The organism is Streptomyces sp. NPDC086835 (assembly GCF_044745705.1).
In the GTDB taxonomy this organism is placed as follows: domain Bacteria; phylum Actinomycetota; class Actinomycetes; order Streptomycetales; family Streptomycetaceae; genus Streptomyces.
Map to the genome: position 1 here is coordinate 445,890 of NZ_JBIVAU010000002.1, position 12,788 is coordinate 458,677.

Consider the following 12,788-nt stretch of genomic DNA (forward strand, 5'->3'; position numbering starts at 1 on the left):
CTCGTAGCGTATCGGCGCGGATACGGTTCAGCAGTGCGGCGTTGGCCACACCTAACCTGGCTTGCATGACGCCTCCGAATGCGCCCGAGAGCCGCTGGTCCGATCTCGAGCGGCCCCCTCTGAACGCCTCCGTTCTGCGCCGTGCCGTCGTCGTGCCCGGCGGCCTGTGGACCTCGCTGGACGTGGTGGCGTCCACCGGCTCCACCAACTCCGACCTGGCCGCACGGGCCCTCTCCCTACCGGAAGGGGCGGTGCTCGTCGCGGAGGAGCAGACCGCGGGACGGGGCCGGCTGGACCGCACCTGGACCGCCCCTGCCCGCTCCGGCCTCTTCTTCTCCGTACTCCTGCGGCCCGGCGCCGACGTGCCCGTGACGCGCTGGGGCTGGCTGCCGCTGCTCGCCGGTGTCGCGGCCGCGACCGCGCTCGCGCGGGCCGCGGGCACGGACATGTCCCTCAAATGGCCCAATGACCTGCTGGTCGTCGTCGACGGCGAGGAACGCAAGGCCGGCGGCATCCTCGCGGAACGCGCCGGGGACGACGGTGTGGTGCTCGGACTCGGCATCAACGTCTCCCTGCACGCCGACGAGCTGCCCGTCCCCACCTCCGGTTCCCTGGCCCTCGCCGACGCCGTGTCCACCGACCGTGACCCCCTGCTGCGGGCCGTCCTGCGCTCCCTCGAGAAGTGGTACACCGCCTGGCGCACCGCCGGCGGCGACCCGGCCGCCTGCGGGCTCCAGGAGGCGTATGCGGCGGGCTGCGCCACCCTCGGCCGCTCGGTGCGGGCCGAGCTGCCCGGCGGCACGGCCCTGATCGGCGAGGCGGTCGCCCTGGACGGCGACGGCAGGCTGGTCCTCGCCACCGCGGAGGGCGAACGGCACTCGGTGAGCGCGGGCGACATCGTGCACCTGAGGCCGGCGCGCTGACCGCCGCCGCACCGTCCCCGGCGGCGGTGGACGAACCTCCTCGGCCGCCGGGACGTGAGCTGGGGCACACCTGCCGTATCGTTGAGGCGATCGCGCGACAGATCGGCAGGGCATTGCGCAGGGAACGGGCAGGAGGCGGCTGGTGACCGTCGACGACACCACTTCCGGCGCGGGCGCGCAGCCGCCGTCGGACGGCTCTTCCGGCGCGTCCGCCTCGTCATCGGGGTCCTCGGGATCCGGGTCCGGGTCCTCGGGGTCGGTGCACCCGAAGCCCCACCACGAGGTGGACCACACGGCGGAGCCGTCGGACGACCCGCTGGCCATACGGCTGGAACAGCTGATCCTCGGCGCCGAGCGCCGCTACACCGCCTTCCAGGCGGCCCGCACCGCCGGTGTCTCCATGGAGCTCGCCGCCCGCTTCTGGCGGGCCATGGGCTTCGCCGACATCGGGCAGGCCAAGGCCCTCACCGAGGCGGACGTGCTCGCCCTGCGCCGGCTCGCCGGCCTTGTCGAGGCCGGCCTGCTCAGCGAACCCATGGCGGTCCAGGTCGCCCGCTCCACCGGGCAGACCACCGCGCGGTTGGCCGACTGGCAGATCGACTCCTTCCTCGAAGGGCTCACCGAGCCGCCCGAACCCGGCATGACCCGCACCGAAGTCACCTATCCGCTGGTCGAGCTGCTGCTCCCCGAGCTCGAGGAATTCCTCGTCTACGTCTGGCGACGGCAGCTGGCGGCGGCGACCGGCCGCGTCGTGCAGGCCGCGGACGACGAGGAGATGGTCGACCGCCGTCTCGCCGTCGGCTTCGCCGACCTGGTCGGCTTCACCCGGCTGACCCGCCGCCTGGAGGAGGAGGAGCTCGGCGAGCTCGTCGAATCCTTCGAGACCACCTGCGCGGACCTGGTCGCCGCCCACAGCGGCAGGCTCATCAAGACCCTTGGCGACGAGGTGCTGTACGCCGCGGACGACGCCGGCACGGCCGCCGAGATCGCCCTGCGCCTCATCGAGACGATGACGGACGACGAGTCGATGCCGGCGCTACGGGTCGGCATCGCCTTCGGCACGGTCACCACGCGCATGGGCGACGTCTTCGGCACGACGGTCAACCTGGCGAGCCGGCTGACGTCGATAGCTCCGAAGGACGCCGTACTGGTCGACGGGGCGTTCGCCGAGGAAGTGATCAGGACAGGGGACGCGCCGGCCTCGGAGGCGGAGGCGGCGGAGGAAGCGGTCAAGGCGGAGAAGGAGGGCCGCGAGGTTCCCACGTACCGCTTCGCGCTTCAGCCGATGTGGCAGCGGCCGGTGCGAGGTCTTGGCGTGGTGGAGCCGTGGCTCCTCTCCCGCCGACCGTCCTGACGCCCCGTTCAGTCGCCTGCGGCGGGCTGTTCCCCACCCCGCCCCTTCCCGAACCGGGGCAAGCCCCGAACCCCGTACGGCCTTCGGCGGTGCCCTCGATCTCCCCCTCCGGCCCGGCGGCCGTGGGAGGTGCCCCCAGGCGGGCTGGATTTCGTTGCGCGAAATCTGCCTCGTCGGCGGCTCCGGCCTGCGCCGGCGGGGGATTTCCAGCCTCGCCGGCGTTCGAGGCGCGGGGGTGCGGTGGGGGTCCCCCACTCCGCCAGGCGTAGGGGGAGGAGCCCGTGAAACACCGCGCGGAGCGTGGTGACGGGTCCGGGTGGAGCCCCGGAACAGGCCCAGCGCAGCGGACGCGCGCCTATGATCCCGGTGAACCATCGTTAACCGGGAGGGTGCCCCATGTCCGAGTCCGAGCAGCGGTTCGGCGAGTTCGTCGTCGTACGCAGGCATGAGCAGGGCCACGTCGCCGAGCTCGTCCTCGACCGCCCCAAGGCCATGAACGCGGTCTCCACCGAGATGGCCCGTTCCATCGGTGAAGCGTGTGACGCGCTCGCGGCGGACCGGGACGTGCGGGTGACCGTGGTCGCGTCGAGCAGTGAGCGCGCGTTCTGCGTGGGCGCCGACCTGAAGGAGCGCAACTCCTTCTCCGACGCCGAGTTGGTGCGGCAGCGGCCCACCGCGCGGCGTGCGTACACCGGTGTGCTGGAGCTGCCGATGCCGACCGTCGCCGCCGTGCACGGCTTCGCGCTCGGCGGTGGCTTCGAGCTGGCGCTTTCCTGCGACGTGATCGTCGCCGACGCGACCGCGGTCGTCGGGCTGCCCGAGGTGTCCGTCGGTGTCATCCCCGGCGGTGGCGGTACGCAGCTGCTGCCCCGCAGGGTAGGGGCCGCCCGCGCCGCCGAGCTCGTCTTCACGGCGCGGCGTGTGGAGGCGGCGGAGGCGCGGGAGTTGGGGCTCGTCGACGTCCTCGCGGAGGACGCCCGCGCCGAGGCGCTCGCGCTCGCCGCCCGTATCGCGGGGAACTCCCCGGTCGGGTTGCGCAACGCGAAGAAGGCCATGCGGCTCGGGCAGGGGCTCGACCTGCGCGCCGGGCTCGAGGTCGAGGACGCGGCGTGGCGGGCCACCGCGTTCTCCGGAGACCGTGCGGAGGGCGTCGCGGCGTTCAACGAGAAGCGGAAGCCGCAGTGGCCGGGGGAGTGAGCGGGGGACCGGTTGCGCGGCCGGCCCACGTCCCGGCTCAGCAGATCTGATCAAATCGGTCGAAACCTCCCTAAGCTGGGTGGATGGCTGTGGATGGGCGGTTGCGAGCCGTGGTGGCGCTGGCGCAGGCGATGGCCGCGGCCACGACCGCGCGCGAGTCCTGGCGGGCGGCGGCCCTCGGTGCGTGCGGCGCGCTCTCCGGGTCTTTCGCGGCCCTGTCCGTGTGGGAGCGCGAGCGCGGGCGGCTGAGGGTGCTCGTGAACGCGGGCGAACGCACGCCGGACGAGGAGGAGTTCCCGGAGTCGGAGACCTACCCGGTGAACCGTTTCCCCGAGATCACCGAGTTCCTGCACGAACGCTGGGCGGGCGGGGGCGAGCCGGACGCCTGGGTGGAGACCGCCCAGGGTCCCGCGACGCCCGGCCACGGCTACTGCCATCAGAGGGTGGCGGCGCTGCGCCGGCGCGGCCGGGGCTGCTGCGTCGTCGCGCCGATCGTGCTGCACGGCAGGGCGTGGGGCGAGCTGTACGTCGCCCGGCCGGAAGCGGCGCCCGTGTTCGACAGGGAGGACGCCGATTTCGCGACCGTCCTGGCGTCCGTCGTGGCCGCGGGCATCGCGCAGACCGAACGGCTGGAGGAGGTCCGCAGGCTTGCGTTCACCGACCCGCTCACGGGCCTCGCCAACCGTCGCGCCGTCGACACCCGGCTCGACGAGGCGCTCGAGCAGCACCGGGCGGACGGTTCCGTGGTCAGCCTGGTGGTGTGCGACGTCAACGGCCTCAAGCAGGTGAACGACACCCAGGGGCACGCGGTCGGCGACCGGCTGCTGGAACGGTTCGGCTCCGTTCTGTCCCTGTGCGGGGCGATGCTGCCGGGGACCCTGGCGGCCCGGCTCGGCGGGGACGAGTTCTGCCTGGTCACGCTGGGGCCGAGCGCCGACGAGGTGGTCGACGTCTCCGACGACCTGTGCGTACGGGCGAAGGAGCTGGAGCTCGGCGAGGGCGTCGCGTGCGGCGTCGCGTCGACCGGTGACCCGATCGGGGAGGTGCGGTCGGCCCGGCGGCTCTTCCGGCTGGCGGACGCGGCGCAGTACCGGGCCAAGGCCGCGCGCTCCCCGAGGCCGGTGGTGGCCGGGCGGGACGGCACGGTGATGCGGCTGGCGGACTCCCCGCCCCGGTCCGCACAGGACCGCCGCCGCTTCCGGGACGCCCGCCCGGAGGCGGAGGAGGACGAGCCGTGGAGCGAGCCCTGACGGCGCGCGTGCCGTGACCAGCTTGTAAGGGGCCGGACCGCGTACCGGTGGTGACAGGTTTGGATTCAATCCGTACGCTGCTGAATATGGATATGCAAACAGTCGTGGTGGGGACGTCCGGTACCACCGCCGATGACGTCATCGCCGTGGCCCGCCACGGCGCCCGGATCGAGCTCTCCGCCGAGGCCGTCGCCGCCCTCGCCGCGGCCCGCGGGATCGTGGACGCGCTGGCCGCCAAGCCCGAGCCCGTCTACGGCGTCTCCACCGGATTCGGCGCCCTCGCCACCCGTCACATCAGCCCCGAGCTCCGTGCCCAGCTGCAGCGCAACATCGTGCGCTCCCACGCCGCGGGCATGGGCCCGCGCGTCGAGCGCGAGGTCGTGCGCGCGCTGATGTTCCTGCGCCTGAAGACCGTCTGCTCCGGCCGCACCGGCGTACGCCCCGAGGTGGCGCAGACGATGGCCGACGTACTGAACGCGGGCATCACGCCCGTCGTCCACGAGTACGGCTCCCTCGGCTGCTCCGGCGACCTCGCGCCGCTGTCCCACTGCGCCCTGGCCCTGATGGGCGAAGGCGACGCGGAGGGACCCGACGGCACCGTGCGGCCCGCGGGCGAGCTGCTCGCGGAGCACGGCATCACGCCCGTCGAGCTCCGCGAGAAGGAGGGCCTCGCCCTCCTCAACGGCACCGACGGCATGCTCGGCATGCTGGTCATGGCGCTTGCCGACCTCGACCGCCTCTACAAGTCGGCCGACATCACCGCCGCGCTGACGCTCGAGGCACTGCTCGGCACCGAGAAGGTCCTCGCCCCCGAGCTGCACGCCATCCGCCCCCACCCGGGCCAGGGCGCCGCCGCCGCCAACATGCTCGCCGTTCTCGAGGGCTCCGGTCTCACCGGCCACTTCCAGGAGGAAGAGGCGCCCCGCGTCCAGGACGCGTACTCGGTGCGCTGCGCCCCGCAGGTCGCCGGCGCCGGCCGGGACACCATGGCCCACGCCCGACTGGTCGCCGACCGTGAGCTCGCCTCCGCCGTCGACAACCCGGTCGTGCTCCCCGACGGGCGGGTCGAGTCCAACGGCAACTTCCACGGCGCGCCCGTCGCCTACGTCCTGGACTTCCTCGCCATCGCCGCCGCCGACCTCGGCTCCATCGCCGAGCGCCGCACCGACCGGCTCCTCGACAAGAACCGCAGCCACGGTCTGCCGCCGTTCCTCGCCGACGACGCCGGCGTCGACTCGGGCCTGATGATCGCCCAGTACACGCAGGCCGCGCTGGTCAGCGAGCTGAAGCGGCTCGCCGTCCCCGCCTCCGCCGACTCCATCCCGTCCTCCGCCATGCAGGAGGACCACGTCTCCATGGGCTGGTCGGCCGCCCGCAAGCTGCGCACCGCCGTCGACAACCTGACGCGCGTCATCGCCGTCGAGCTGTACGCGGCGACCCGCGCCATAGAGCTGCGCCGCCACCTCACCCCGGCCCCGGCCTCGCGTGCCGCCATCGAGGCGCTGCGCGCGGCAGGCGTCGAGGGCCCCGGCCCTGACCGCTTCCTCGCGCCGGACCTGGCCGCGGCGGACGCGTTCGTACGGGAGGGACAGCTCGTCGCCGCCGTGGAGAAGGTGACCGGGCCGCTCGCCTGACCCCACGCGACACAGAGGCCGCCCCCGCCGTCACGGCGGGAGCGGCCTCTGTGCGTCGGCGGACGGTCAGGCAGTGCCCGGGTGCCGCCGGTGCATCGAGTACGCGACGAAGCCCGCCCCGATACCGAGGGACACCGTGCCGCCGATCACGTACGGGGTGGTGTCCACGCTGCCCGTCTGCGCCAGCAGAAGTTCCTCGCCGGCCGACTGCGCCGCCGCCCCGGATCGCGAGCCGCCCAACTCCTGCGCTGCCTGTCTCTCGGCGGTGGCGTTCGCCGAGGGGACGAACCACAGCGCACACAGGAGAGTCCCTGCGGCTGTGGCGGTGAGCAGCGGTCGACGTGCGACGGACACGAAGTCGATCCCCCTTGAGGCATCCTCGAATTGGCCGGTGGGGCGATGCTAGTGAAAGCAGCGGGTCGTGGGAAAGCCGCAGCCCGAAGGGCCATACCCTCCGTCGTATGACCACCTCTGAGACATCACGCTATGTGCGGCTGCGAGTGGAATTGGTGATCGAGGTCGACGACTCCGGTGCCCTGACCGGGGCGGCGCTCGAGCGGATCGCCGACGACGAGTTCATGCCCGACGACGAGCGGACCCACGCGCAGTCCGCGGTGCGGGAGGAGGAGGCGGAGGCGCTGGCGTACCTGATCGACCCCTTCGACCTGGTCAGCGACGTGCCCGGTATCGAGCTCGCGCAGGCCTCGTGGAGCTGCGAGCAGATCGAGTACGACCCGGACTCCGCCGACTGGGAGCTCGACATCGACGATGACGAAGTCGATGGTTACGAACCGGGCCCGGACGGTTACCCGCTGCTGGAGAACGACCGCGGCGTCGAGGATGACGGCGACGGCGACACCGGCCGGTGGCCGTAACGGGACCGCGAAGTGACCCGTTACACGCTTCGGGCCCAGATCGCCAGGGCAGGCGCCCCCCGTACTCCCGCCAGGGCTTTCCCGGGCAGGAGCACGGGGGCGACAATCGAATGACGAAGCCGGACCGGGAACGGTGCAACCGATGAGACGGAAGCAGCGTCGATCAGTTCGGTGGGAGGTGTACCCGGCGGGCGCGGTGTCCGACGGGCGCACCTGGTGAGGTGTTGTTCCCCACATCCTGCACCGATGTGGAACCGGATGACCTGAAATGGGGTTGTCCACAGTGGTTGATCAGGGGACTCGGCAACGATGGAGACGCGTGTGATGACGGACAGCAAGCGGCGCAGCGGATGGAAGGTCGCATCCGTGCTGCTCGGGGGTGTGCTGGCCCTGTCGGCCTGCAGCGGCGGAGACGGACAGGACGCGGCTGCCGAGGCCTCGAAGACGTCACAGGCGCAGATCGACGAGGCGGCCGCGAAGGCGGTCTCGAAGGCGCGAATAGCGATTTCGCCGAAGAACGGCACGACCAACGCGAGCATCAACAACGCGGCCAAGGTCACCGTCACCGACGGCACCCTCTCCGAGGTCACGATGACGACCGCGGACGGCGCCGCCGTGGCCGGCACCCTCGCCGCCGACGGCAAGAGCTGGAAGCCCGACGCCCAGCTCGAGCGCTCGACCACGTACAAGATCTCCGCCACGGCCAAGGACGCCGACGGGCTGGAGGCCCACGAGAACGCGTCGTTCACGACCGTCTCGCCGGCCAACAGCTTCATCGGCAACTTCACGCCGGAGGACGGCTCCACCGTCGGCGTCGGCATGCCCGTGTCGATCAACTTCAACAAGGCGATCACGGACCGCAAGGCCGTCCAGTCCAAGATCACCGTGACGTCCAGCAGCGGCCAGGAGGTCGTGGGCCACTGGTTCAACAGCCAGCGCCTCGACTTCCGCCCCGAGCAGTACTGGGCCGAGGGCTCCACCGTCACCATGAAGCTCGAGCTCGACGGCGTCGAGGGTGCCGACGGTGTCTACGGCGTGCAGCAGAAGACGGTCATTTTCAAGATCGGCCGCAACCAGGTCTCCACCGTCGACGCCGCCAGCAAGATCATGACGGTCACCCAGGACGGCAAGACGATCAAGACCATCCCGATCTCCGCCGGCTCCTCCGAGAACCCGACCTACAACGGTCAGATGGTGATCTCCGAGAAGTTCAAGGAGACCCGGATGAACGGTGCGACGGTCGGCTTCACCGACGACGACGGCAAGGGCGAGTACGACATCAAGGACGTCCCGCACGCCATGCGGCTGTCCACGTCGGGCACGTTCATCCACGGCAACTACTGGGGACCCGACTCCGTCTTCGGCAGCGCCAACACCAGCCACGGCTGTGTGGGCCTGAACGACGTCAAGGGCGCCGGCGACCCGAAGCAGCCCGCCGCCTGGTTCTACAACAGCTCGATCGTCGGTGACGTCGTCATCGTCAAGAACTCCAAGGACACCACCATCAAGCCGGAGAACGGCCTGAACGGCTGGAACATGGACTGGGCGCAGTGGAAGGCCGGCTCCGCCGTCTGACCCGCCCGTGACACCTGACGGTGGCGGCACCCGCGAAGGGTGCCGCCACCGTCGTCGTTCCGGGCCGCCCGCGCGGGCACCGGGACTGCCGTAATTCCGAGCGGCCGCGGGGGAGGGGACGTACTGTCCCCGGCATGACGATCACCACCCTCCCCACGCCGCCCGCCGACTCCGCCGTGGACGCCTGGCACACCGTCGTCCGTGCCGCACACCTCCACGACCTGCCCGGACACGTGCCCGCGCCGGGCCGGGTGGAGACCGAGGGGAAGCTGCGGACGGCGTCGGTGCACGGCCGGACCGTCCATCACGCGGCCGTGGCGGCCGACGGCTCGTACGACGGCGTGGCATCGGTGGTGCTCTTCACCGACGAGAACAACCTGCACACCGCCTTCCTCGACCGGTTGGCCGTCCACCCGAGGGCCAGGCGCCGCGGGGTCGGGAGCCGGCTCTGGGCGGCCGTCCGCGACCATCTCGCCGCGGACGGCCGTACTTCCGTCTCCGCGGAGATAGAACTCGGCGGGCCCGGCGAAGAGTTCGCCTCCCGCCACGGCTTCGACAACGCCCTCCCGATGGCCTGGTACGTGCAGAACCTCCAGGACGCGCTCGCCGCCCACCCGGTGCGTCCCGCGCTCCCCGACGGGTACGCCTACGCCCACTGGACCGGTGTCGTACCCGACGGGCTCGCCGATGCCTTCGCCGAGGCCCACGACGCCATGGAGGACGCGCCGATGGGGGACGTGGACCGCTCCGGGCCGAAGTGGGACGCGGACCGGGTACGGACGGCGGCCCGCGTGATCGAGGACCGCGGCGGCGTCATACTCTCCTCGGCCGTCGTGCACACGGCCGACGGCGCGGACACCGTCGCCGCCTACACCGAACTGGTGCTGCGCGACCCGTCCGACGTCCGGGCCATGCAGTACGACACGGCCGTCGTGCCCGCCCACCGCGGCCTCCGCCTCGGCCTGGCCGTCAAGCGCCACATGATGGGCGTCGTGGCCACCGAGTGCCCAGGCGTACGCGAGACGGCCACGACCGTCGCCGACGAGAACGGCCCGATGCTGGCCGTCAACGAACAGCTCGGCTACCGGCGCGAGCGCGAGATCGGGTACTTCCAGACCAAGCTGTGAGCCGTCCGGCACCGGCCCCTTACCCGGAAGGTAATCGTCAGGCGCGCCCCGTCCCGGCAGGATCGAGGCACATCGAGCCGCCGATCCACGGGAGGACACCATGACCGCGTACGCCGTCGGCAACCTGCAGCCCGCCGCCCGCCTCGACGACGAGGTCTTCGACTACATGGAGCGCATCCAGTCGACCCTCGACCCCTACGAGGGCCGCTTCCTCGTCCACGGCGCGACCCTCGACGTCCGCGAGGGCGAGTGGCCCGGCGCGCTGGTCGTCATCGGCTTCCCGACGCTGCGTCAGGCACGCGACTGGTACGAGTCGCCGGCCTACCAGGAGCTGATACCGCTGCGCACCCGCCACCTGGCGGGCGACGTGATCCTCGTCGACGGAGTCGCCCCCGGCTACGACGCCTCGGCCACGGCGGCCCGTCTGCGCCAGGAGCAGGAGGCGGTCTCCTGACCGCCGGCCCGTCCGGACCGTGCCGGGCGCGGCCGAGGCGTCGGCCCGCCGAACCGCGAACCGCCGCAGGCGTACGGGGGTCGACCCCGCAAGGGGCCGCCTGGTACGGGCCGGGTCGCGCCGGGTTTCGCCCCTGGCGCAACTGCTCCTGCTCCACAGCCCGTTGCGGCGCTTCTACGCTGGGCGGGTGAGCAGCCACGAGACGAACCGAGCCCGTGTCGTTCCCCTGCGCCCGGCCGCGGCGCCCGCCCCCGACGGGCCGGTACCGGCACCGGGGCAGGCGCCCAGGGAGCCTCTCTGGCGGGACGTCGTCGGCGGCGTCCTGCGCCGTGAGCGGCTGGCGCAGGAGCGCACCCTGAAGGACGTGGCGGACGCCGCCCGGATCTCGGTGCCCTACCTCTCCGAGCTGGAACGCGGCCGCAAGGAAGCCTCCTCCGAGATCCTCGCCGCTACCGCGCACGCCCTCGGCTTCGGCCTCGCGGACCTGCTCGCCCTCTCCCACCGCGAGCTCGTCCGCCCGGCCCGCTCCACCACGGCCCGGCTCGCCCGGACGGTGGGGACGGCACGGCAGGGCGACGTGCGTCTCGCCGCGTGACCGTCAGGTCAGAGCCCAGGCAGTGGGACTGACGCGCGGTCAGGAGAAGGCGGGGCCTCAGCACTCTCCACCGGCACCACCGTGGCCACTGGGTTCCACGGCGCGGCCGGCGCGGAGCTCCAGCCGGTCGCCGGTGAACGCGCCGCAGAAACGCCGGTCGTGGGAGACCGCGACCACGGCGCCCTCGTACGAAGCCAGCGCCTCCTCCAGATCCTCCATCAGGTCGGGGGCCATGTGGTTCGTCGGCTCGTCCAGGACGAGCAGATCGGCCGGTGACGCCAGCAGGCGGGCCAGTTGGAGTCGCCGCTGCTGGCCCACGGACAGGGCGTGGACCGGTACGTGAAGATCCTCCTCACGGAACAGGCCCAGGCCGAGCAACTCGTCGGCGAACTCCTCCGGCAGGCCCGGCCGGCCCGCCGCATAGGCCGACAGCAGCGGTCCGCGCGGCGGGGCCACGGGCAGCTCCTGCGCGAGATAGCCGATCCTGACCCGCTCCCCGTGCCGCACCGTGCCCTCGTCCGGCCGGAGCTCCCCGGCCAGCACCCGCAGCAGCGTGGTCTTGCCCGCGCCGTTGGGTCCGGTCACCAGCAGCCGCTGCCCCGACTCCAGCCGCAGACCCGCCAGACGCAGCCGGTCACCGACCCCGATGTCCGTGAGCTCGGCGAGCACTCCCGAGCGGCCCGACGTGCGGGGCCGCGCCGTGAACCGCAGTGGCGGCACCGGCGCGGCCACCGGCTCCCGCTCGAGCCGCTCGAGACGCTGCCGTGCGGCCCTGACCCGGCCCGACAATTTCGCCTCGTGCGACCGGCGGTGCTTGCCGAAACCCTGACGCGGGTCCTTCCCCGACGCCGCCAGGCGCTGCCCGGACGCGGCCACCAGCTCCCGTGTGCGCGCCAGTTCGTCCAGCCACTCCTCGTACTCCTGCTCCCGGCGGCGGCGTGCGGCCGCCTTGGCCGCCCGGTGGCCCGCCCAGCCGTCGCCGTGCCGGTGCACGGCGCGCGTGTCACGGTCGACCTCGAGGATCGTGGTGGCGACCCGTTCGAGGAAGGCCCGGTCGTGGGTGACGGCCACGACCGTGCCGCGGTGGCCGCGCAGCTGCTCCTCGAGCCACTCGGTCGCCTGCCGGTCCAGATGGTTGGTCGGCTCGTCGAGGAGCAGCAGTTCGGGGGAGGCGGCCAGCACACAGGCCAGGGCGAGCCGCGACTGCTCCCCGCCGGAGAGGGAGCCGAGCCGCCGCCCGGGCGGCAGCCCGCCCAGGCCCAGCGCGTGCAGGGCGGCGTCGGTCCGGGCGTCGGCCTCGTAACCGCCACGCTCCTCGAAGGCCGTGAGCAGCTCGCCGTAGGCGGCGAGTTCCGCCTCGCCCGCGTCGGCGAGGGACGCCTCTGCCTGCCGCATCTGCCGTTCGAGCGCGCGGAGTTCGGCGAGCGCCGTGTCGATGGCGTCCTGCACCGTGTGGTGGGGGCCGAGCCCGAGCGTCCGCTCGAGGGTCTGGTCGAGATGCCCGGTGCCGCCGGGCGCGCTGACCGTGATCCCACCCGTGTCGGGTGTCTCGTCGCCGGCCATCAGCCGCAGCAGTGTCGACTTGCCGGAGCCGTTCTCCCCGATGACGCCGGCGCGTTCGCCGGGCCGCACGGTCAGCGACACCTGATCGAGGACGGCACGGCCGTCGTACGCCTTGGAAACGTCTTTCATGGTCAGTCGGGCGCGATCGCGCATGGTCTTTCCCTGGGTGACAGGCCCGCTCGGCGGCAAGCGCGCAGTACGCCTGCGGGCATGCCGGGGCAGGGCCGGGTGCTGTCGGACG

General features: G+C 72.6%; 12 protein-coding genes. 10 read left to right on the plus strand and 2 right to left on the minus strand.

Annotated elements, in window-relative coordinates; all coding sequences use genetic code 11:
* Positions 1-65 precede the first annotated feature (65 nt).
* The 5 genes from ACIPJI_RS08175 to hutH all read left to right on the plus strand — a co-directional run bounded on the left by ACIPJI_RS08175 (position 66) and on the right by hutH (position 6,358).
* Positions 66-923, plus strand: a complete 858-nt coding sequence (locus ACIPJI_RS08175; RefSeq protein WP_402245125.1) for a biotin--[acetyl-CoA-carboxylase] ligase — start codon at positions 66-68, stop codon at positions 921-923.
* 142 nt (positions 924-1,065) lie between these two features.
* Positions 1,066-2,277 (plus strand): adenylate/guanylate cyclase domain-containing protein, encoded by a 1,212-nt coding sequence (locus ACIPJI_RS08180; RefSeq protein ID WP_053556990.1) that lies wholly within the window; start codon positions 1,066-1,068, stop codon positions 2,275-2,277.
* A 396-nt stretch (positions 2,278-2,673) separates the two neighbouring features.
* On the plus strand, positions 2,674-3,474 hold the full coding sequence (locus ACIPJI_RS08185; RefSeq protein ID WP_307707971.1) for an enoyl-CoA hydratase/isomerase family protein: 801 nt from the start codon (positions 2,674-2,676) through the stop codon (positions 3,472-3,474).
* Positions 3,475-3,557: 83 nt separating this feature from the next.
* A complete protein-coding gene (locus ACIPJI_RS08190) occupies positions 3,558-4,724 on the plus strand; it encodes a diguanylate cyclase domain-containing protein (RefSeq protein WP_356623536.1) in 1,167 nt (388 codons plus the stop codon).
* 92 nt (positions 4,725-4,816) lie between these two features.
* Positions 4,817-6,358, plus strand: a complete 1,542-nt coding sequence (gene hutH, locus ACIPJI_RS08195) for a histidine ammonia-lyase (protein ID WP_307710463.1) — start codon at positions 4,817-4,819, stop codon at positions 6,356-6,358.
* A 66-nt stretch (positions 6,359-6,424) separates the two neighbouring features.
* On the opposite strand, the gene ACIPJI_RS08200 is transcribed toward hutH, so the two are convergent.
* On the minus strand, positions 6,425-6,712 hold the full coding sequence (locus ACIPJI_RS08200; RefSeq protein ID WP_356623535.1) for a hypothetical protein: 288 nt from the start codon (positions 6,710-6,712) through the stop codon (positions 6,425-6,427).
* A gap of 107 nt (positions 6,713-6,819) precedes the next feature.
* Here ACIPJI_RS08200 and ACIPJI_RS08205 point away from each other — a divergent pair, with 107 nt between their 5' ends.
* The 5 genes from ACIPJI_RS08205 (at position 6,820) to ACIPJI_RS08225 (ending at position 10,984) form a co-directional block, all read left to right on the plus strand.
* Positions 6,820-7,233, plus strand: coding sequence for a hypothetical protein (locus ACIPJI_RS08205; RefSeq protein WP_402245128.1), 414 nt, complete (start codon positions 6,820-6,822; stop codon positions 7,231-7,233).
* Positions 7,234-7,542: 309 nt separating this feature from the next.
* Positions 7,543-8,808 (plus strand): Ig-like domain-containing protein, encoded by a 1,266-nt coding sequence (locus tag ACIPJI_RS08210; RefSeq protein WP_402245130.1) that lies wholly within the window; start codon positions 7,543-7,545, stop codon positions 8,806-8,808.
* A gap of 134 nt (positions 8,809-8,942) precedes the next feature.
* A complete protein-coding gene (locus ACIPJI_RS08215; RefSeq protein WP_356623532.1) occupies positions 8,943-9,935 on the plus strand; it encodes a GNAT family N-acetyltransferase in 993 nt (330 codons plus the stop codon).
* A 100-nt stretch (positions 9,936-10,035) separates the two neighbouring features.
* Positions 10,036-10,389: a DUF1330 domain-containing protein gene (locus tag ACIPJI_RS08220; protein WP_356623531.1), complete on the plus strand. Its 354-nt coding sequence runs from the start codon at positions 10,036-10,038 to the stop codon at positions 10,387-10,389.
* 187 nt (positions 10,390-10,576) lie between these two features.
* The gene (locus ACIPJI_RS08225; RefSeq protein ID WP_402245133.1) at positions 10,577-10,984 is read left to right on the plus strand and encodes a helix-turn-helix domain-containing protein; all 408 of its coding nucleotides are present in this window, start codon (positions 10,577-10,579) and stop codon (positions 10,982-10,984) included.
* A 57-nt stretch (positions 10,985-11,041) separates the two neighbouring features.
* Here the strand turns inward: ACIPJI_RS08225 and abc-f are convergent, their stop codons facing one another.
* Positions 11,042-12,700: a ribosomal protection-like ABC-F family protein gene (abc-f, locus tag ACIPJI_RS08230; RefSeq protein WP_402245135.1), complete on the minus strand. Its 1,659-nt coding sequence runs from the start codon at positions 12,698-12,700 to the stop codon at positions 11,042-11,044.
* Positions 12,701-12,788: the final 88 nt, after the last annotated feature.

Excerpts from the sequence above, each read along its gene's own strand:
- ACIPJI_RS08175 (WP_402245125.1), top strand. The coding sequence starts at position 66 with ATGACGCCTCCGAATGCGCCCGAGAGCCGCTGGTCCGATCTCGAGCGG.
- ACIPJI_RS08185 (WP_307707971.1), top strand. The coding sequence starts at position 2,674 with ATGTCCGAGTCCGAGCAGCGGTTCGGCGAGTTCGTCGTCGTACGCAGG.
- ACIPJI_RS08190 (WP_356623536.1), top strand. The coding sequence starts at position 3,558 with ATGGCTGTGGATGGGCGGTTGCGAGCCGTGGTGGCGCTGGCGCAGGCG.
- hutH (WP_307710463.1), top strand. The coding sequence starts at position 4,817 with ATGCAAACAGTCGTGGTGGGGACGTCCGGTACCACCGCCGATGACGTC.
- ACIPJI_RS08205 (WP_402245128.1), top strand. The coding sequence starts at position 6,820 with ATGACCACCTCTGAGACATCACGCTATGTGCGGCTGCGAGTGGAATTG.
- ACIPJI_RS08210 (WP_402245130.1), top strand. The coding sequence starts at position 7,543 with ATGGAGACGCGTGTGATGACGGACAGCAAGCGGCGCAGCGGATGGAAG.
- ACIPJI_RS08215 (WP_356623532.1), top strand. The coding sequence starts at position 8,943 with ATGACGATCACCACCCTCCCCACGCCGCCCGCCGACTCCGCCGTGGAC.
- ACIPJI_RS08220 (WP_356623531.1), top strand. The coding sequence starts at position 10,036 with ATGACCGCGTACGCCGTCGGCAACCTGCAGCCCGCCGCCCGCCTCGAC.
- abc-f (WP_402245135.1), bottom strand. The coding sequence starts at position 12,700 with ATGCGCGATCGCGCCCGACTGACCATGAAAGACGTTTCCAAGGCGTAC.